Origin of the sequence: Rothia sp. HMSC071B01 (genome assembly GCF_001808945.1) — a bacterium.
Taxonomy (GTDB): Bacteria; Actinomycetota; Actinomycetes; order Actinomycetales; family Micrococcaceae; genus Rothia.
Genome location: NZ_KV795073.1, coordinates 183867 through 202409 on the forward strand (window position 1 = coordinate 183867; position 18543 = coordinate 202409).

Consider the following 18543-nt stretch of genomic DNA (forward strand, 5'->3'; position numbering starts at 1 on the left):
CATGGATGCACGCAGTATTTCTTAGCATTGTTTACCTTCTAGCGAAGGCGCCCGGCGCGCCCCTACCCCTACAGCCTGAGCAGGCGTAGACTGAATGGGTACCCGCAATCAATCAAGAAGGAAAAGTTGTGTCTTCCAACGTAAAAATTTCGGTGCTTGACCTGATGCCGCACCGCCCCGATCAGCGTCAGCACCAGACCATGCTCAACACCATCGATGCCGCCCGCGCGGCTGAGTCCTACGGCTACGAGCGTTTCTGGGTCGCTGAGCACCACAATGCCGGTTCCCTGCTGTCCTCGGCGACCGTCGTGGTCATGGCGGAGATTGCCGCCGCAACCGAGCGTATTCGCGTGGGTTCGGGAGGCATTATGCTCCCCAACCACGCACCTTACGTGGTAGCGGAGCAGTTCGGTACCCTCAACGCGTTCCATCCCGGTCGTATTGACCTGGGTGTGGGCCGTGCGCCCGGCACTGACCCGATGACCGCCGCCGCTCTACGCCGCGACGATTCTGCCGCCATGAGCTTCCCCGCCGAGGTGCAGCAGCTGCAGCGCTTCCTGGGTGATCCCTCCCCCATGCACCGCGTGCACGCCACTCCCGGTCAGGGTTCGAAGGTGCCTATGTACATTCTGGGTTCTTCCCTGTTCGGTGCGCAGCTTGCCGCACAGCTGGGTCTTCCCTACGCGTTCGCTTCGCATTTTGCACCCGCAATGCTGCAGGAGGCGGTGGACACCTACCGCGCGAACTTCAAGCCCTCGGAGCATCTGGAGCAGCCCTACGTCATGGTGGGTGCGACCGCAATGCTCGCCGATACCGACGAGCGAGCACGTTACCTGTACACGACCCAGCAGCAGCATTTCCTGGGCGTGGTGCGCGGCAATCTGTCGTTCGCACCTCCCGTGGAAGATATGGACGCCGTCTGGACCGACGCGGAGAAGATGCACATTGACCGCATGACCGCCGAGGCAATCGTAGGTTCCCCCGCCACCGCGCAGGCTCGTATTGAGGACCTGGTGGCGCGCACGGGCGCTGACGAGCTCATCGTCATGACCGAGGCGTGGGAGCACGAGGACCGCCTGCGCTCCTACGAGCTGCTGTCCCAGCTGCCGGTGGTGCGCCGCGCCTCCTAACGCTTAGATCAGAGCATAAAGACGAAGCCCCCGAGTTTTTCTCGGGGGCTTTGCTATACCCGGCATGCTCTACCCGGCATCGAGCCGTGCGCTGAGCGCCTGCAGACCGGGCTTTAGGCAAACAAAATAGGTAAAACAAAAAAGCCTGCCTCCAAAGAGACAGGCTTATCTGAGCCCCGACCGGGAATCGATCCCGGGACCTCCATCTTACCAAGATGGCGCTCTACCACTGAGCTATCGGGGCGTAGCGGTGGACGGGCTCGATCCGTCGACCTCACGATTATGAGTCGTGCGCTCTAACCAGCTGAGCTACACCGCCACATCATTAATACGTGCTCTCGCATGAATTAATGAGAGAGCCCCGACCGGGAATCGATCCCGGGACCTCCATCTTACCAAGATGGCGCTCTACCACTGAGCTATCGGGGCAACAGGTAAAACTATACAGGTCTTCACGAATGCTTGCAAGCGGAGAAGCTATGGCATGCGCCACATTTTATGATTGATTGTTCTCCACTCTGCCGTCTGAGAGCCCAGCAAGGACCAGGAGCCCCAGCATCGACCAGGCGCCACCGCAACAGCTGATGCAAACACATCAACACACAAATACATAAAGACCGGCAGGAGAGCTCATCACTCCCCTGCCGGTCTTTGAATCATATGCGGATGACAAGGCTGCTAGCCGATAGCCTCAGCAAGCCCCTCGTACCGCAAATCCAGGCTTAGCCGAAATTTTAGTAGCGCTTGCCGCGGCCGCCAAAGTCACGGCCGCCCTCACGGTTACCGCGGTAGCCTCCATCGCGACGGTTATCACGGCCGCCGAAGTCGCGGCCGCCGAAGTCGCGGCCGCCATCACGGTTGCCACGGTAGCCACCATCGCGGCGGTTATCACGGCCGCCGAAGTCGCGGCCACCGAAGTCGCGGTCATTGCGCTTGCCACCGAAGTCACGACGCTTGAAGTCGCGGTCGCCACCGAAGTCGCGGCCACCGTCACGGTTACCGCGGTAGCCGCCCTCGCGACGGTTATCGCGACCGCCAAAATCGCGGCCACCCTCACGGTTGCCACGGTAGCCGCCCTCACGACGGCCACCACCGAAGCTGCGGCCACCGCCGCCACCCTTGGGACCGTTGTCCTTGCGGATGTTGATGAACTCGCCAGCAATCTTGGTGTCACGCAGACGGTCGAAGAAGTCGCGGGGCAGGTCCTCGGGCAGGCCAACAATGGTGAAGTGCTGGCGAATGTCGATGGAGCCAATCTGGGAGCCCTTAATACCACCCTCGTTAGCCAATGCACCCACAATAGCGCCTGCGGTCACGCGGGAGGAACGGCCAACGTTCAGCTTGTAGTTGACCATACCCTCATCGTTGTGCGCGCGCTTTGCCTTGCGGCCGCCGCGATCCGAATCTTCGTCAGAGAAGGGGCGGGACTTGTGGGCGATATCTTCGCTCTCATCGAGGAAGAAGGGGCGACCCTGCTGGGCGATAACAGCCAGTGCGGCCGCAATGTCCTCAGCGGTGGTGTCGTGCTCGTTCTCGTAGTCCTCGATAATCTGGCGGAAGAAGCTCAGGTCCTCAGACTCGATGGTCTCGGTAATCTGCTGTGCGAAGCGCTGCTTACGGGTCTCGTTCACTGCCTCTGCGGTGGGCATGTGCATCGGCTCGACCTTCTGGCGGGTTGCCTTCTCGATCTGACGCAGCATGTACTTCTCACGCGGGGTGACGAAGAGGATTGCGGCACCTTCGCGACCTGCACGACCGGTACGACCGATGCGGTGCACGTAGGACTCGGTGTCGTGGGGGATGTCGTAGTTGACGACCAGGGAGATGCGCTCAACGTCCAGGCCGCGTGCCGCCACGTCGGTTGCCACGAGGATGTCGATGCGGCCGTCACGCAGGGCGTCAACGGTGCGCTCACGCAGCTGCTGGGGGATGTCACCGTTAATCGCTGCCGCCGCGAAACCGCGTGCCTTCAACTTGTCGGCAACTTCCTCGGTTTCCTTCTTGGTGCGCACGAAGACAATGATGCCGTCGTAGTTTTCAACCTCGAGCACGCGGGTCATTGCGTCCAGCTTGTGGGAGTGCATGACCTGCATGTAGCGCTGGGAGATGTTTGAGCTGGTGGTGGTCTTAGCCTTGACGCGAACCTCGCGGGGGTCGTTCAGGTACTGCTGAGCAATCTTGCGGATCGAGTTGGGCATGGTTGCGGAGAAGAGGGCAACCTGCTTGCTGTCGGGGGTGCCTTCGAGGATCTTTTCCACGTCTTCGGCGAAGCCCATGCGCAGCATTTCGTCTGCTTCATCGAGTACCAGGTACTGCAGGTTGGACAGGTCCAGGGACCCCTTTTCCAGGTGGTCAATCACGCGGCCGGGGGTACCGACGACGACCTGCGCACCGCGGCGCAGACCAGCCAGCTGCGGGCCGTAGGGGGAGCCACCGTAGATGGGCAGGACGGTGAAGTCCTCCATGTGGGTTGCGTAGGAGGAGAAGGCTTCTGCAACCTGCAGAGCCAGCTCGCGGGTGGGTGCCAGGACCAGAACCTGGGTGTCGCGGGAGACGCCGTTGATGTCGGCGAGTTCAGCCATGCGGGACAGTGCCGGCAGCGCGAATGCTGCGGTCTTACCGGTACCGGTCTGTGCCAGACCAACCACGTCGTGGCCCTCAAGCAACAGGGGGATGGTCTGTTCCTGAATGGGGGACGGCTTCTCGTAGCCTACCTCTTCCAGGGCTGCCAGGACGCGTGCGTCCAGGCCCAGGTCGGTGAAGCGTACGCCTTCTTCTTCAGCCTTGTCGGCGGTTTCTTCGGCGGGTGCTTCTGCAGTAGCTTCTGCGATGGTTTCTTCTGCTTCTACAGCAGGGCTCTCAACGGTGTTCTCGGTGATGTTCTCAGTGGTCACAACGGTCTCTGCCTCGGCGTTCAGTTCGGCCGGGGTAGCAGTATTCTCAGTCAATTTTTCCTCTATACGGTAGGGGTGGATAGCGCACGCTTTTCGGCGCTTACCGGGTGTCCCCTTCACGGCCCAGCCACACATCATCCCCTGGGGAGTAGAGCGTCCAGGGGTCCTCCGTTACCGGCACATTCTGCAGAGGTGTTCTGCGGATGCTACGGGTAGCGGCTCTTTGCTGGGGGTGGTCTTGAATTTCTCGGCACATTATCCGCACGCTTGTTCGTACTCTACGCTCAACGCACAGTAGTTCCTGTGAATCAGGGTGTACAGGGTGGGTAATGCTCACATGCAATGTCACGTATTCCTGGTGGTTCGCCTTCCCGCTCTACGGCGGTGGTGTGTCTGTTACAGCAGACGCAGCAAAGACGCTGGACCAGAGATCGTTAAGAGAAGCCCGCGTGTACGGTGTAAACCGCAAATTTATGGGGCGTATCAATCGGTGATGGTGAGTACGGCGCACCTACAATTCCAGCACCACCTTGGGTGCCGGGTGCGCACAAGACCTTCATCGGGGGTTCCCGTATTCTACCTAGTCTACCTTAGCGGCGTCCATTTAACCCCAAAAGGTGCTTAAAACCTCATCTCTTAACGGCGAGCGCCCACCCCGCTGCGTGCGGGGTGGACGCTCTTTCAGTTGCTGAGCCGAGGGGCTAGTCGACGCGTCGCACAATATCAATCGTGCCGACAGTCGCATACTTAGCGTAGGAGCTGCCGTAGCGGTCAGCCGCATACTGTGCGGCGTTGGTCGGCGGGTTGCCGCCCCAGGAGTTGCTCATGCGGTCGATGACCACGTAGTCGGGCGCTGGCTTACCGGTGTGTCCAATCCAGTAGACGGTACGACCGGGAATCAGCTGGGTCAGAATCGACAGGTCAGATGCGACCGATACCCCTTCAGGTACCTTCTGGACGGCGTCCCGCTTCATCTGGTCAGTCGTAGTCAGCGCGGAGGCGGTGAACTGCGCATTACCCAGGGACGCGAGGGGCTGCTGGGATCCGGGCACGAAAATCGGGGACGCGGCTAGGAAGAGCGCCACGGCAGGCAGAACCCACACGGGCATGCGGCGCGCCGTGGCGGTCAGGCGGCCGGGCTCGGTATTGGTCTGAGGTTCCTGCGCGGAGGCGCTATCGGCTGCGCGCGCGCCCAAACGCGCCGGAATCGCAGCGGGAACCACTCCGTAGCGTATCCGCATGACAGCGTCGAGCAGGGCGAAGAAGACGACGGGCATGAGCACGAGCGAGTAGTGCCAGGTGCTTGCCCAGTAGGATTCCATGGTGGAGAGTAGACGCCAGGCAAGGGTCGGCAGGGCAATTGCCGCGAGCGGAGAAATCACCCAGAGGACTGCTCCGGTAATGAGCAGCAGGCCGAGGGTTGCCAGCTTGGTGTTGTTGCTGAGCATCTGCAGTGCCGAGCCGAAGGGGTCGCCCAGAGCCGCAGATATGTTCACCTTGTCGGCATAGTCGAAGTTTCCGCCGCTATTGAAGTAGGGCAGAATCACGTAGATGGCGACGGCGGACCAGAATACGCCCCAAATCATGACCATGGTGGATTCGGCGACGGCGGGGGTGCGCGCCCAGGAGGAGTAGAGCTGATGCACGCGGATTCGCATGGGGGCGGGGGTGCCCGCGGAGAGGCGCGGCATCAGAATGTCTACGGCGGTGCTCAGCCAGCCGGTGCGAATAAAGATAATGAGGCCGATGGCTGCGACGGTGATACCCATATCTTCTTTGACGAAGGCAATGGGCAGGGACCACCAGCAAGCGTAGGCGAGGTAGCGGGCACGTTCGGTGCCACTCACTCGCGAGGCGAGCACCAGGTAACCGAGGCTCATGGCAAGCAGCGGCACGGCGAAGGCTACTTCGTGGAATTGGGCGGCGATAGCCTGCTGAACTCCGAAGCTGAGGGCGAATCCGGCGCCGAGCAGCAGACCGGTGATGGTCGGGATGACACTCTGAAGTTTTGCGGACTGAGCAGTCTGCGCAGGTTCGTTCTTCTGCGCGTCCTCAGTTTTCTGTGCGTCCTCAGTCTTCTGGGCGAGCGCGAAGGCACGCTGAGTGAAGCGCACAATGGCAAAGCTTGCGAAGGCGACCAGGGCGTTCTGCACGACCAGTAGCGTGGTCGGCGAGGGGAACAGCGCGTAGACGGGTCCCAGGAGCACCAGAATCGGGTGGAAGTGGTCACCCCAGAGGTTAAAGTCGGGCCCCTTAATGGGCACGATGGGCACGGAGAAGTGCGAGTACGCCTGCGCCATCTGGGTGAAAATCGCCAGGTCCCAGGAGGGGGTAATCCAGTGCTTCATCTGTTGCAGCGAGTAGTAGGTGTACAACGCCATGACGGCGGCGGCAAGCAGCAGGCCGGGTAGTAGTTCGAGGGGGCGGATGCTTTTGACGCGCTCGGTGAGGGACTGACGCGGCTGTTTTTTGGCGCGCTGAGTACGGTCCGTGCTGGTGGCGGTGCTGTTCTTCTGTTCAGGTGCGTCAGTATTCGAGGATGCTTCGTGTGCTTCCGCTGCCATAGGCGTCCTTCTCTCGGGGTGTGTGTCCGGGCTACAGGCGCCCACAGAACGGGTGGAACGCGTCGCCTTTGTCGTTGCCGGTGGCGGAGTTTGCGTTCGTTCTCACTCTACCCTTTAGGGTATCGCATTAGCGCTGTGCCTGCCCTTCCTGCGCTTTTTGTATCTTGTCCCTCAAATATCTGCCCCGGATGCTAGGGCCCGGTTTGGGCGCATAGACTGGTGTGGTGAGTACGTTTCCTTCCTCAACCCCCGGCGGTGTCACCCCTGGTAGCCACCCGGTAGCGGGTGCTCGGCGCATCCGGCATCCTTTGGCGGCAGCTGGTGTGCCCTATGCGCCAGCGCTTGCGGATGTTCTTCACGAACCGCGCGTTCAGATTCGTACTCTCTCCTCCGCCGCTTCGCCCCTTCCGGGTGTCCTGGCTCCTGAGGTGTGCGAGGTTGTGATTGAGCCGCATGTTCCGGTGCAGTTGGCGCAGACGTTGGGGTCGCTACGTCGCGGCGCTCAGGATTTTTCGTATCGTGCGCTGAGCCGCGCAGATGGTGCTGAGAGAATCTGGTTGACGGCTCGCACGCCGTTTCACGAGTTCCCAGCGGTGCTGTACGTTGAACGAGTTGCGGAGACAGCCACGCTTCCCGAGACTCTCCCCTCCCTGCATCGCCTGCTGATGCGCCCGGTGCGTATTCGTATCTGGGTTTCTTATAGTGCCGCTGATCAGCAGATGCAGGCGCGAGCCGACCTTCAGGCGCTAGCGCAGGAAATGACGTACTGGCTGGGGTTGCACGACCCCGCCGAACAGTTCGGTGCTCTGTCTTCTTTTGAGTCTCTTCCGCCGCGTGTTCAGCAGGCGTGGCGGCAGAATCCGGGGCTCCGCCTCAGCGCTTCGGGGCAGCTGGACCGGCAGATGCTCAACGCCATTGTGGAGCAGCGCATCACCCAGACCGAAGCGTTCAGGACCTTAGGCTGGGTTCTGCGAAAGTACGGCTCCCCCGCCCTTTCGACCGGGTTGGGGAATCAGCCGGAGGGGATGCGCGTCTATCCAAGCGCCCGGACCCTGGCGACGATTCCTACCTGGGATTGGCATCGGGCTGGCGTTGATAAAAGCCGCTACGATGCCGTGTACGCTTACGCTCGTTCCGCAGAGTCTCTAAAAAACATTGCGGCAGAAGGCGACGTCGCACTTCTGGCGCGGAGCCTGCACGCTGTGCGCGGCGTGGGCCCGTGGAGTATTTCCGAGGCCCTGCAGCGTGTGTGCGGGCACCCGGATGCCATCAGCGTGGGCGACTACCATCTGGCGCACGCGGTCGGTGAGCTGTTCATAGGTCAGCGCACCGATGATGCGGGAATGCTCTCCCTGCTGGCGCCCTTTAGCCCGCATCGGCAGCGTCTGGTGCGGCTCATGCATGCTTCGGGCTTTTCGAAGCAGCGCTACGGGGCGCGCATGACCATTGAGGATCACCGCGACCGCTAACGCTCCTGCACCCTCACGAGGTTAAAAGGGGGCGGGGCGCCCCTGCCGGTTGTGCCGGCGGGTGCGCCCCGTTCAAGCTCTTTTGTGGTGGTGAGCTTACTTCTTCTCTGCAGAGCCCTCTGCTGCTGCGATCTCTGCACGGACCTTGTCCATGTCGAGCTCGCGGATCGAACCGATTACGGTCTCCAGCTGGTCTTCGCGCAGTGCGCCAGCCTGCTGGTATACCAGGATACCGTCACGGAAGCCCATGATGGTGGGGATGGAGGTGATGCCTGCTGCCTGAGCGAGCTGGCCCTGGTCCTCGGTGTCGACCTTGCCGAAAACAATGTCGCTGTGCTTCTCCGAAGCCGCCTCGTAGACGGGGGAGAACTGCTTGCAGGGACCGCACCAATCTGCCCAGAAGTCCAGGAAGACAATATCGTTGCTCTCGACGGTAGCAGTCAGGTTCTGCTGAGTAATTTCATTAGTAGCCATGAGATAAAGCTACACCCTCAAGACCCCAATCGCTAATTGTTCGCTCTGGGATTCAAACATGTGAAAGATATGACAAATTGCGGTCATAGTAAATACTTTTTGCGGCTGTTTCAGCCGGTTCACGGGCGTGTCGCGAATACTCTGGCGAATGCCCCTGTAGCCGAATGATGGAGGCGCCCGACCCGGCGGGCGAAGCCCCGTGGTCGTCCCCTACAGCATCCTGAGGAAAGCACCCAATGCGGGCACCCAGAAAATACGGGCGCAACCATGAAAGACCGTTGCTGTGGAAGACCACTGTGGTGGAAGATTACCGCGGTGGAAAGCCGCTGGGTTGGAAAGCGGCTGCGGAATCCGCTATAAAACTGGTTTTAGATACACAAAAGCCCGGTTACTTTCGTAACCGGGCTATTTGTGGCAGGTGAGGGATTCGAACCCCCGTAGGCAGTGCCAGCTGATTTACAGTCAGCCCCCTTTGGCCGCTCGGGTAACCTGCCGCCTAGCTAGGTGCTAGTTGCTCGCTCAAGCGAACAGAGACTACTCTACAGCAGTTTTAGGGACTTGTACACTTCACATAGGGTTTTGTGACGAAGGTTATATGTCTGGTTGTATTTATCGTCTTTTCGTCACACAAGAGCGTCAGCGCACGCTCACCGCGCGCCCATATCTATCGCAGCGCCCACGCTCTCACCTTATGAATAAAGCCGCGAATAAAGCCACCGCCTACAGCAGTTTTAGAAGGAGCGGGAAGGAGTATCGCCATCCTGCTCAAGCAGAAGCACAATCTCCAGGTGCTCCAGATAGCGGCGCGCCTGCTCCACGGTGCACATGTCACCGGCAATCTCACGCTCCAGGTCACGGCGAACGCCACGGAAACGTGCCACCAGCGAAGGTTCCGTCAGGGTGATACCGATACCGTCAAAGAGAGAAGGCTCAGCATCTTCCTCGTGCAGGTCAAGGTGAATATCGTGGTGGTCAGACTCGCTGAGGCGCTCAGCCTCAGGAATATCTTCGGGCTCAGCGCCCAGAGAGGTATGCAAGTCAATGAAGAGCAGGGTTTGCAGGTCGTGAGCTTCCTCGCTCGTGTGTGCGTCCGTTGCAGACAGGTTATGAATGGTCATATCTCTATTGTCCTCTTTTTAGGTTGGTAACGCCTGTAAAACAGGCCCGTATTTCTGTTAGTTAGCTGTGAACAAGAGCCCCAACCCGGTAGGCTAGTACTAACCGGTGCCAGTAGCACCTCATTCACGAAAGGAAAACCCATGGCTAGCGAATCCTCATTCGACATTGTGTCCAAGGTGGACAAGCAGGAAGTTTCTAACGCACTGCACCAGGCGCAGAAGGAAATCTCCCAGCGTTACGACTTCCGTGGCGTTGGCGCAGAAATCGACTACTCCGGCGACAAGATCCTCATCAAGGCAAACGCCGAAGAGCGCGCACTGGCAGTGCTGGACGTTTTCCAGTCCAAGCTGGTCAAGCGCGGCATCTCCCTGAAGTCCCTGGACTCCGGCAAGCCCTACGCATCCGGCAAGGAAACCCGCATCGAGTGCTCCATCAAGGAAGGCATCGCACAGGATCAGGCGAAGAAGATCTCCAAGATGATCCGTGAAGAGGGCCCCAAGGGCGTAAAGGCGAACATCCAGGGCGACGAGCTGCGCGTCTCCTCCAAGTCCCGCGATGACCTGCAGGAAGTCATTGCAATGCTCAAGTCCGCTGATCTTGAGATTGACCTGCAGTTCGTCAACTACCGCTAAGCTCAGGCGAGGCTCTCACCCTCTATCCCCGCCCAGCGATGGGTGAGGATAGAGGACTAGAAGCCGAAACGTAAAAATCCTCGGGGTGGCTACTTCCACAGTAGCCACCCCGAGGATTTTTTGTCTGCCAACCCGTCATCGCGGGTCATATTCACGCCCAGAGATGAGGGCGACAAAAAGACTTAGTACTGACCCATCTCACGAGCCTGCTGCTGCAGACGCGCAATACGCTGATCCATCGGCGGGTGAGTAGAGAGCATGCTCTTCAGCGAACCGAAGGGATTCGCAATCATCATGGCGCTCGCCGCCTCAGTGCTACGGTTGTTCGGGTCCATCGGATACATGGACACACCGCTCTCCAGCTTGTTCAGCGCCGAAGCCAGAGCCAGCGGGTCGCCGGTCAGACGTGCACCGTCCTCGTCGGCATCAAATTCGCGGGTGCGGCTAATAGCCATCTGAATAACCTGAGTAGCAATGGGCGCCAGCATGGCAATCACAAACATGGCGATAGGGTTCGAGCGTTCACCGTCGCGGCTGGAACCACCGAACATCGCACCAAACGAAAGAATCTGCGCAATCGTACCGATGATGGAGGCGATACCCGCCGCCACCGAAGAGGTGAGGATATCGCGGTTGTACACGTGCATCAGCTCGTGGCCGAGCACGCCGCGCATCTCGCGCTCATCCAGCAACTGCAAAATACCCTCAGTGCAACGCACCGCCGCATTCTGCGGGTTACGGCCGGTCGCAAACGCGTTCGGGGTCATAGTCGGTGCCACGTAGAGGGCGGGCATGGGCTGACCCGCGCGGGAGGACAGCTCCTCCACTATGTCGTAAAGTACCGGAACCTCTTCACGGCTGACCGGGTAAGCATTCATGGAACGTAGGGCGAGCTTATCGGAGTTCCAGTAGGTGTACACGACCGAACCCAAGCTAAACAGGCCCATAACCCAGATGAAAATGGAGGTGCGGAAAGTCGCCGAAAGCAGGCCACCGATGAGCAACATCATGCCCACCATGGAGCCCATCAACAGGGCAGTTTTCAGTCCGTTGTTATGGCTGTGCATGGGTATCCTCCTGAACAATTAGGTCAGTGCGTACAGCGTGTACTTGACTCTATAGAATACGTGCAAGCACCCGCGGGCGCACCTTATGGCACGCGGATTCACCCAGAGCGTCACCCATGCGCCGAAAGCTCAAAAGGGATTAGGGAATAGCGCCCGGAATATTCACCAGGGGCACCTGCTCCAGCACCTGCGCCGTAGCAGTGGGGAAAATACCCAGCAGCAGAATCGTGCCGTACGCGCCCAGAAAAAGGATGAAGAGCAGACCGAGCATCAGCTGACCCTCCAGATCAAAACCAGTGGTAGTACTGCGGTACTGGCCGTAAATCACCGGGGTCACGATGGGCACACCGAAGAGCAGAATCATCAGCAGAATGTAGATGGGGTTTGTGAAGTCGTACACCATGACCCTATCCTCCTTGATGGTGATCGCCGGTACGGGTTACTCTAGGTTCTTTGATTGTACGGCATCTCTTCACACCCGAGGCCGGGGCGAGGAGGGGCGCCACAGAGTGGATGAAAGGGACGCCTTGCCGGCTTATTATGAGCTTTTCATAAAATAATGATGAATTTCTCATAATAACGTGTAGACTTAAACCTATGACCGACGCAAAGACAACCTCCGACACGAAGAAGGCTCAAAGCCCAGACCATCACAACACCGGTTGCGCCCACACCACCGGCCTACCCCTGCTCTCCGCAATGAGCCCCGAACAGCTCGAAGAAGCATGGACCACCGGACTGCGCGCCAGGGGCCGCCGCGTCACCAAGCAGCGCCTCGCCGTACTCCACGCAGTGCAGGAACACCCGCACTCCACCGCCGACACCATCGTGCAGGCAGTCCGCGAGCGTATCCCCGCCATTACGGTTCAGTCGGTCTACGTGATTCTTGCCGACCTGACCGACATCGACCTGCTGCGTAAGTTTGAGCCGCCGGGAACCCCCGCCCTCTACGAAACCCGCACGGGCGACAACCACCACCACGCCTTCTGCGTACGTTGCGGCAAGGTCGAAGACGTGGACTGCGCGGTCGGCTCCGCACCCTGCCTGACCCCCAGCGATTTTCACGGCATGGCACTCTTCAGCGCAGACGTGCTCTATCAGGGCGTGTGCGTAGACTGTCAAACTGAGGCAGAAGCAGAACTGGCGAAGAGCCAGGTGCAAGCCGCAGCGAGCGTTCAGCACTAACGAACCACATTCCCACACCTTACTCCGGGCGTGAAACAGCGCCTCAGTGTTCGTTAGCTGCACCCTAAAACAGGAAGAATGCTCGTCGAAAACCACATAGCATCACCAAAAACACAAGGAGAAGCAAATATGTATCAGACCCCGCAGAACCCCATTCAGCCCGGTTCTTACACCACCACGAGCACTGGCACGCCGGTGGCTTCAGATGATCATTCGCTCACCGTGGGCGCCGATGGTCCCATCGTTCTGCACGATGCTTACACTGTTGAAAAGCTCGCTCAGTTCAACCGTGAGCGTGTGCCCGAGCGTGTGGTGCACGCGAAGGGAACCGGCGCATACGGCTACTTTGAAACCACCGAAGACGTTTCGCAGTACACCCGTGCGGCGCTCTTTCAGCCCGGCGTTAAAACCGAGCTGCTGATTCGTTTCTCAACCGTGGCGGGCGAATCCGGCTCCCCCGATACCTGGCGTGACCCACGCGGTTTCGCGGTAAAATTCTACACCACCGAAGGCAACTACGACCTGGTAGGCAACAACACTCCTATCTTCTTCATTCGCGATGCCATTAAGTTCCCCGACTTCATCCACTCGCAGAAGCGTATGCCCGGTTCGGGTCTGCGCGATCACGATATGCAGTGGGATTTCTGGACCCTCAATCCGGCATCGGCGCACCAGGTAACCTGGCTGATGGGCGACCGCGGCCTGCCCCGCACCCTGCGCCACATGGACGGCTTCGGCTCTCACACCTACCAGTGGATTAACGCCGAGGGTGAGCGCTTCTGGGTTAAGTACCACTTCAAGACCGAGCAGGGCAACGAGTTCTTCACCCAGGCTCAGGCCGATGAAATGGCGGGTAAGGATGCTGACTTCCACCGCCGCGACCTGCGCGAGGCTATCGAGCGTGGCGACTACCCCGCCTGGACGCTCTATGTGCAGATCATGCCCTATGAGGACGCGAAGACCTACCGTATTAACCCCTTCGATCTGACGAAGGTGTGGCCGCACTCGGATTACCCGCTGATCAAGGTGGGCCGCATGGTGCTGGATCGCAACCCGCAGAATTTCTTCGCCGAAATCGAGCAGGCAGCCTTCTCCCCCTCGAATTTTGTGCCCGGTATCGCGGCTTCGCCCGATAAGATGCTGCTCGGTCGTATCTTCTCCTACCCGGATGCGCATCGCTACCGCATCGGCACCAACTTCGCACAGCTGCCCGTGAACGCACCACACGCAGCGCCGGTGAACAACTATTCGCATGACGGTTCGATGCGTTATAACTTCAACGACCCCTCCGTTCCGACCTACGCGCCGAATAGTCTGGGTGGACCGCATGCGGATGCGGAACGCGCTGGCGAAGGTAGCTGGGAGTCTGATGGCGAGCTGGTACGCACCGCCTACACCCTGCGCCCGGATGATGATGATTTCTCGCAGGCTCGCACCCTCTACGAGGTAACCATGAACGACGAAGAACGCGAGCGCCTGATCAGCAACATCTCCGGTCACGTAGGCGCTGTTCGTTCCGACGAGATTCGTGAACGCGCGTTCCAATACTGGGATAGCGTTCACCCTGAGCTCGGTTCTCGCGTTCGCGAGGCCGTGGCAGCCGCCGCATCTGGTTCATAAGATACGGCAGCGTCTGTTCTCCTGTAGATTCGAGAACATGACGCACAGCTGGCTACTACTATGGGGTCGGTGACTTTCAGTAAGGTGGAGTCACCGGCCCCATATTTTAAACCCGTTTGCAGGATTACAACCCTCTCCAAACACAAAAATCGCCCGGAAGAGACAACACCGTGTGGGTGTCTCTTCCGGACGATTTTACGTGACGGGTTTTACGAACTATGCGGATGCACTAGCACCAGCGGGAGAAGCGCCGAAGACCGCTTCCTATTCACCCACAATATCGAGGAGCTCGCGAATCTGCGCCGCGCTCAACACGGTGGAAGGGTTAATTGCGTTCACCTTCACGCTCGGTGCGCCAATCTCCAGGGCGTAACGCAGAATATCCAGGGCATTCGCCGAACGCACCTCAATATGCGGGTCCAGCGCCGCAATCTCAATGGGCGAGGTGAATACCAGCAGGCTCTTCGGGTTACCGTTCTCATCCGGGTCAAACACAAAAGACGTACCCGAAGGATCAGCCGGGTCAACGCCCACCAGCAGCACGGATGCCGGGGACACCAGGGAGCCGAGCAGCATCTGCATATTGTCCTGCACAAGCGCCATTTTCGCGCCGTCATTGCGGGGAGAAGTGACAATCCAGTGCACCTGAGCGCGCTCAATGTAGCACTCGTGGTCAGTGCCGGGGTCAACCACGATCAAGTCCAGCGCCTCATTGCTGAGGAAGTCAATGAAGACCTTCATCGCCGGTTCGCGCAGAATCAGCTCATCTCCCTCGGATTCCTGGCGCACGTAGCTCTTGCCAATGTGCTCGGAGGAGGAGAACACGCACAGCGCCTGCATGCCGGTCTCGGGCATGCGAATGACCTGGTGGGCCAGTACCGACTCGGGGCCCATCGGGTCAGTCTCAGACGGAATCAGCAGGGAGCCGGTCGCATCAAGTAGAACGTCGCCACCAAGCATCGTACGAACCACGTTAATGAGGGTTCGCTCCTGCACGTCGTTGCGGAAGGTCTCCAGAGCAGCAACCAAGTAGGGGTTCGGAATCTCATGCTCGCTCGAAGACAATGATGCAGCGGCAGAGTGGCGGGCACGGCCCTCCATACGCTCACGAGCCCATGCCGGGATACGCGAAGCATCACGGGGGAACTCCGCCAGGTGCTCACGCACGTCGGTTGCGGTCAGAGTGCCTTCGTTCTTCCAGCTAGCAGGCTCGTCGTCACGGTTATAGGAAGCCCCCACGCTGAACTGCGGGTTGGGCCAGCCGGTAGCCGCAACCACGATGGAGGCGGTAAACCAGGTGCCGCGGTTACCGTCGTAGGCGGCGCGCTGTAGCTTACGGACCTCAGCAATAATGGGTGAGCCGTCCTTGAGCGGGCCGATGGTGCCAATGAACTCTTCACCGTTGCGGAATTCACGCACGCGCACGAAAATCTGACCTGCCAGAGGTTTGACGTCCAGCACCATTTCGCTCCAGCCGGAGTCAACACTAACGACATCCAGCAGCCAGCTTCCAATGTTGTTCAGCGCATCCTGGATGCGCGCGGCGCGGCTACTCGTCTCGGCAAGGCGGGGTTCAGTCATAGTTCATACATCCTTGAGTGTGAATACGGCGCGGCTGGAGGCATCCGTGTTCGGTCGTAGTGTCGGCTTACAGGGTGCCGGAAGAAGCCGTCCCTTCGATTCTAACGAACACAGGCACTCAACGCAGATAGTTTACGCCGAAAGATATATGCTCTACCTCTCCCTCAGAGCTCTTGGATACGGCTCAAACAGGCGCCTTAGAGCCCAATACGCCTAAAGCACACACTAAAACCGGGGATACACGGCATAGTGAACGCTAAAAGGTTGATAATCTTGAAGCATGACGAATTCTCTGCAGGACCTTATCGACGCATCGATCTTTATCTCCACCGAGTACCAGGCTCGACTCGCCGAGCTCGTGGGTACCTCCGAGTGGAACGTGGATTTCACCTCCCAGTCTCTGGACTTTGAGACCACTCCCCCGCTCTCGCTCAAGCCGCATCTGCTGGGCACTGAATCTGAGAACCGCGGTACTTGGATTTGGTCTTGGCAGCAGCTGGGCTACTTCCCCGACTCCGTTGTTTCTGCCGCTATTCAGGCGCGTGAAACCGGTGAGCGTGACGGTCTGGTTGAGCTGACCACCGACGAGCTGCCCCTCTCCGAGTCTCTGGCACGCCGCCTGACCCTGGCGACCAAGACCATCAGTGGCCTGTACGCACACTACCCGCTACCCGCGGGCGCTGGCGTGCGCGCATGGACCCTGCTGGAGGGTGCCGAGCTGACCCTCGAGGCACCGACCTACAAGGGTATTGGCCGCGTGATTGCTAAGACCCTGCAGAGCGAAGAGGTACACAACCAGGTTCTGGCGGTGGACTCCTACGCTCAGCAGCGTGGCTTCCACATTGCTTGGGACACCGAGGCAACCGCCGTTCTGACCGCAACCGACGGTGCCCTGCGCCTGTGGTTCGACGAGGGCCGTATCAGCGGCATCGAGCAGGCTGAACCTCAGGTTGGCCCCGAGGTACTGGAGCAGTGCGCAGCCGCTGCCGCACAGCGTCGCGAATCCCTCGCGGCACTGCGCGCCGAGATTGAGCGCGTGGCAGCCGCTGAAGCAGCCGCTCAGAACGCACAGCGCGAGCAGGAGGCAGCAGAACGCGCCGCCGCACGTGCCGAGGCTGAGGCTGAGCGCGCCGTCGAGATCGCCGAGCACGCACCGGTCGCAGAGACCGAGGTACCCGGCGTCGAGAGCACCGAGAACCTCTACCCCGCCGACGAAGCTCCCTTCGATCAGGAGCCGGCAGAGCACGCAGAGCCCGGCCTGGTCACCGTAGAGACCCTGCCCGGCGAGTACGAGGCAGAAGAGACCGAGCAGGCTCGCGTCTACACCGACGAGTCCATCGGCGCCGAGCAGCCCGAGTACGAGACCGTTGAGGCTTCCGCAGAGTACGCTGAGGAGCCGGTCGCCGCTGAGGCTGCAGCTGAGCAGCCCGTCGAGGTTGAGCAGGAAGCAGCAGAATACGAAGAGCAGCACGTGGAGCCCATCCGCAACGCTGGCGCAGCTCCCGACCTGCAGGCAGAGCACGAAGAGGCAGCCCGCCGCGAGCAGGAAGAAACTGCACGCCGCGAGGCAGAGCAGCCCAAGAAGAAGGGCTTCTTCTCCCGCTTCTTCGGCCTCTAAACCGAATACGCAGCATTCCTCAGGCGCGGTATCCTCGTGGTACCGCGCCTGTGGCGTACCCGGCGGGTAGAGTAGCCTCGGTGCGCATCAATGCCCCCGCTGGCGCATCCGGACGACTAGCATTAGAAGAACTTAACCGAAGAACTTAACTCAGAAGAAGAGACCATGTCAGAAACTCAGAAGCACACCACCCGCAACGGGTTCATCGCCATCATCGGCACCTACATTATTTGGGGTCTGCTCCCCCTGTATTTTGTATTGATGGCACCTGCAGGCCCTATTGAGATTGTCGTGGCGCGCGTGGTCTTCTCCCTCATCTTCTGCGCCCTGCTGCTGCCGATTTTAAGGGTAACTGCAGACTTCCGCCGCGCGCTGCGGGACCGCCGCATCATGCTGGTGCTGACGGCAGCATCATTCCTCATCTGCGCGAACTGGCTCATCTACGTGATGGCGACGACCAGCGGCCACACCATTGACGTATCCCTGGGCTATTTCATTAACCCGCTGGTCTCCGTGGTGTTGGGTGTCATCTTCCTGCATGAGCGTCTACGCCCGGCGCAGTGGGTATCCGTGGCGATTTCCTGTATTGCGATGCTGATGATGAGCCTCATCTACGGCCAGGTGCCGTGGACGGGTCTGGGCGTGGCGTTCTCCTTCGGCATCTACGGTCTGCTGAAGGCGCGCATCGCCCACGATGTCAGCCCCATTATTTCACTGTCTCTAGAGACTTTCATCCTGGCGCCCTTCGGCGTTGCCGCCCTCTTGATGCTGAACGCGCAGGGACAGATGACTCTCTTCAGTGAGGGTCCCGGACACTTCTGGCTTCTCGCCTCCACCGGCGTGGTCACCGTTGTGCCGCTCATGCTCTTTGCCGCGGCGACCAAGGCTCTTCCGCTGTCGGTCATCGGCATGGTGCAGTACCTGGGCCCGACCATCCAGTTTGTTCTGGCGCTGACCGTTCTGCACGAGCAGATGAGCGCCGATAAGGTGCTGGGTCTGAGCCTCATCTGGGTCGCTCTCATCATCTTCACCGTGGATGCGTTGCGTGCCTCCCGCGCCTACCGCGCCTCCGCGCTGTCCGACCCGGAAACCGGCATGATCCCGCTCGTGCAGGCTGAAGACGTACAGAGCAAGTAGCTCTCACCAAATCCGCATAAAGCACAGTCCCGCACAAAACACAGTGATGCCCC

The 18543-nt window shown here is 59.8% G+C and carries 14 protein-coding genes and 4 tRNA genes; 7 read left to right on the forward strand and 11 right to left on the reverse strand.

Annotated features, from left to right (window positions below; genetic code table 11):
- Positions 1-128: 128 nt before the first annotated feature.
- Positions 129-1130, forward strand: a complete 1002-nt coding sequence (locus HMPREF2527_RS05720) for an LLM class flavin-dependent oxidoreductase (protein ID WP_060824383.1) — start codon at positions 129-131, stop codon at positions 1128-1130.
- Between the two features lie 172 nt (positions 1131-1302).
- Here HMPREF2527_RS05720 and HMPREF2527_RS05725 read toward each other — a convergent pair.
- From HMPREF2527_RS05725 to HMPREF2527_RS05745, 5 genes are all read right to left on the reverse strand, one after another.
- Positions 1303-1374, reverse strand: a tRNA-Thr gene (locus HMPREF2527_RS05725).
- 1 nt (position 1375) lies between these two features.
- Positions 1376-1449 (reverse strand) — tRNA-Met (locus HMPREF2527_RS05730).
- Positions 1450-1487: 38 nt separating this feature from the next.
- Positions 1488-1559, reverse strand: a tRNA-Thr gene (locus tag HMPREF2527_RS05735).
- 305 nt (positions 1560-1864) lie between these two features.
- Positions 1865-4078: a DEAD/DEAH box helicase gene (locus HMPREF2527_RS05740; RefSeq protein WP_070506996.1), complete on the reverse strand. Its 2214-nt coding sequence runs from the start codon at positions 4076-4078 to the stop codon at positions 1865-1867.
- 647 nt (positions 4079-4725) lie between these two features.
- Entirely contained in the window at positions 4726-6588 is a 1863-nt protein-coding gene (locus HMPREF2527_RS05745) for a DUF2079 domain-containing protein (protein ID WP_070506999.1), read from the reverse strand.
- Positions 6589-6812: 224 nt separating this feature from the next.
- Here HMPREF2527_RS05745 and HMPREF2527_RS05750 point away from each other — a divergent pair, with 224 nt between their 5' ends.
- Entirely contained in the window at positions 6813-8057 is a 1245-nt protein-coding gene (locus HMPREF2527_RS05750) for a DNA-3-methyladenine glycosylase family protein (RefSeq protein WP_246824779.1), read from the forward strand.
- Positions 8058-8153: 96 nt separating this feature from the next.
- Here HMPREF2527_RS05750 and trxA read toward each other — a convergent pair whose 3' ends face one another.
- The 3 genes from trxA to HMPREF2527_RS05765 all read right to left on the reverse strand — a co-directional run bounded on the left by trxA (position 8154) and on the right by HMPREF2527_RS05765 (position 9649).
- Positions 8154-8531 carry a thioredoxin gene (gene trxA / locus HMPREF2527_RS05755; RefSeq protein ID WP_012902990.1) on the reverse strand — a complete coding sequence of 126 codons (378 nt, stop codon included), beginning with the start codon at positions 8529-8531 and terminating at the stop codon, positions 8154-8156.
- Between the two features lie 412 nt (positions 8532-8943).
- Positions 8944-9025, reverse strand: a tRNA-Tyr gene (locus tag HMPREF2527_RS05760).
- 237 nt (positions 9026-9262) lie between these two features.
- Positions 9263-9649, reverse strand: coding sequence for a hypothetical protein (locus tag HMPREF2527_RS05765; protein WP_049341066.1), 387 nt, complete (start codon positions 9647-9649; stop codon positions 9263-9265).
- 141 nt (positions 9650-9790) lie between these two features.
- Between HMPREF2527_RS05765 and HMPREF2527_RS05770 the strand changes: the two genes are divergently transcribed.
- Positions 9791-10282: a YajQ family cyclic di-GMP-binding protein gene (locus HMPREF2527_RS05770; protein ID WP_005504808.1), complete on the forward strand. Its 492-nt coding sequence runs from the start codon at positions 9791-9793 to the stop codon at positions 10280-10282.
- Positions 10283-10464: 182 nt separating this feature from the next.
- On the opposite strand, the gene htpX is transcribed toward HMPREF2527_RS05770, so the two are convergent.
- Together htpX and HMPREF2527_RS05780 are read right to left on the reverse strand one after the other, a co-directional pair.
- A complete protein-coding gene (gene htpX, locus HMPREF2527_RS05775) occupies positions 10465-11349 on the reverse strand; it encodes a zinc metalloprotease HtpX (RefSeq protein ID WP_070507007.1) in 885 nt (294 codons plus the stop codon).
- Between the two features lie 139 nt (positions 11350-11488).
- Positions 11489-11752, reverse strand: coding sequence for a hypothetical protein (locus tag HMPREF2527_RS05780; protein ID WP_005504804.1), 264 nt, complete (start codon positions 11750-11752; stop codon positions 11489-11491).
- Positions 11753-11946: 194 nt separating this feature from the next.
- Here HMPREF2527_RS05780 and HMPREF2527_RS05785 point away from each other — a divergent pair, with 194 nt between their 5' ends.
- Together HMPREF2527_RS05785 and HMPREF2527_RS05790 are read left to right on the forward strand one after the other, a co-directional pair.
- Positions 11947-12534 carry a Fur family transcriptional regulator gene (locus HMPREF2527_RS05785; RefSeq protein ID WP_049353374.1) on the forward strand — a complete coding sequence of 196 codons (588 nt, stop codon included), beginning with the start codon at positions 11947-11949 and terminating at the stop codon, positions 12532-12534.
- Positions 12535-12663: 129 nt separating this feature from the next.
- Positions 12664-14154: a catalase gene (locus HMPREF2527_RS05790; protein WP_049356300.1), complete on the forward strand. Its 1491-nt coding sequence runs from the start codon at positions 12664-12666 to the stop codon at positions 14152-14154.
- A 264-nt stretch (positions 14155-14418) separates the two neighbouring features.
- On the opposite strand, the gene HMPREF2527_RS05795 is transcribed toward HMPREF2527_RS05790, so the two are convergent.
- Positions 14419-15735 (reverse strand): SseB family protein, encoded by a 1317-nt coding sequence (locus HMPREF2527_RS05795; protein WP_070507010.1) that lies wholly within the window; start codon positions 15733-15735, stop codon positions 14419-14421.
- Positions 15736-16015: 280 nt separating this feature from the next.
- On the opposite strand from HMPREF2527_RS05795, the gene HMPREF2527_RS05800 reads away from it, so the two are divergent.
- Entirely contained in the window at positions 16016-17353 is a 1338-nt protein-coding gene (locus HMPREF2527_RS05800; protein ID WP_070507013.1) for a DUF6882 domain-containing protein, read from the forward strand.
- A gap of 165 nt (positions 17354-17518) precedes the next feature.
- The gene (gene rarD / locus HMPREF2527_RS05805; RefSeq protein WP_070507017.1) at positions 17519-18490 is read left to right on the forward strand and encodes an EamA family transporter RarD; all 972 of its coding nucleotides are present in this window, start codon (positions 17519-17521) and stop codon (positions 18488-18490) included.
- The last annotated feature ends 53 nt before the right edge of the window (positions 18491-18543 follow it).

Coding starts and splice junctions, on each gene's coding strand:
- HMPREF2527_RS05745 (WP_070506999.1), bottom strand. CDS start 6,588: ATGGCAGCGGAAGCACACGAAGCATCCTCGAATACTGACGCACCTGAA.
- trxA (WP_012902990.1), bottom strand. CDS start 8,531: ATGGCTACTAATGAAATTACTCAGCAGAACCTGACTGCTACCGTCGAG.
- HMPREF2527_RS05765 (WP_049341066.1), bottom strand. CDS start 9,649: ATGACCATTCATAACCTGTCTGCAACGGACGCACACACGAGCGAGGAA.
- HMPREF2527_RS05770 (WP_005504808.1), top strand. CDS start 9,791: ATGGCTAGCGAATCCTCATTCGACATTGTGTCCAAGGTGGACAAGCAG.
- htpX (WP_070507007.1), bottom strand. CDS start 11,349: ATGCACAGCCATAACAACGGACTGAAAACTGCCCTGTTGATGGGCTCC.
- HMPREF2527_RS05780 (WP_005504804.1), bottom strand. CDS start 11,752: ATGGTGTACGACTTCACAAACCCCATCTACATTCTGCTGATGATTCTG.
- HMPREF2527_RS05785 (WP_049353374.1), top strand. CDS start 11,947: ATGACCGACGCAAAGACAACCTCCGACACGAAGAAGGCTCAAAGCCCA.
- HMPREF2527_RS05790 (WP_049356300.1), top strand. CDS start 12,664: ATGTATCAGACCCCGCAGAACCCCATTCAGCCCGGTTCTTACACCACC.
- HMPREF2527_RS05795 (WP_070507010.1), bottom strand. CDS start 15,735: ATGACTGAACCCCGCCTTGCCGAGACGAGTAGCCGCGCCGCGCGCATC.
- HMPREF2527_RS05800 (WP_070507013.1), top strand. CDS start 16,016: ATGACGAATTCTCTGCAGGACCTTATCGACGCATCGATCTTTATCTCC.
- rarD (WP_070507017.1), top strand. CDS start 17,519: ATGTCAGAAACTCAGAAGCACACCACCCGCAACGGGTTCATCGCCATC.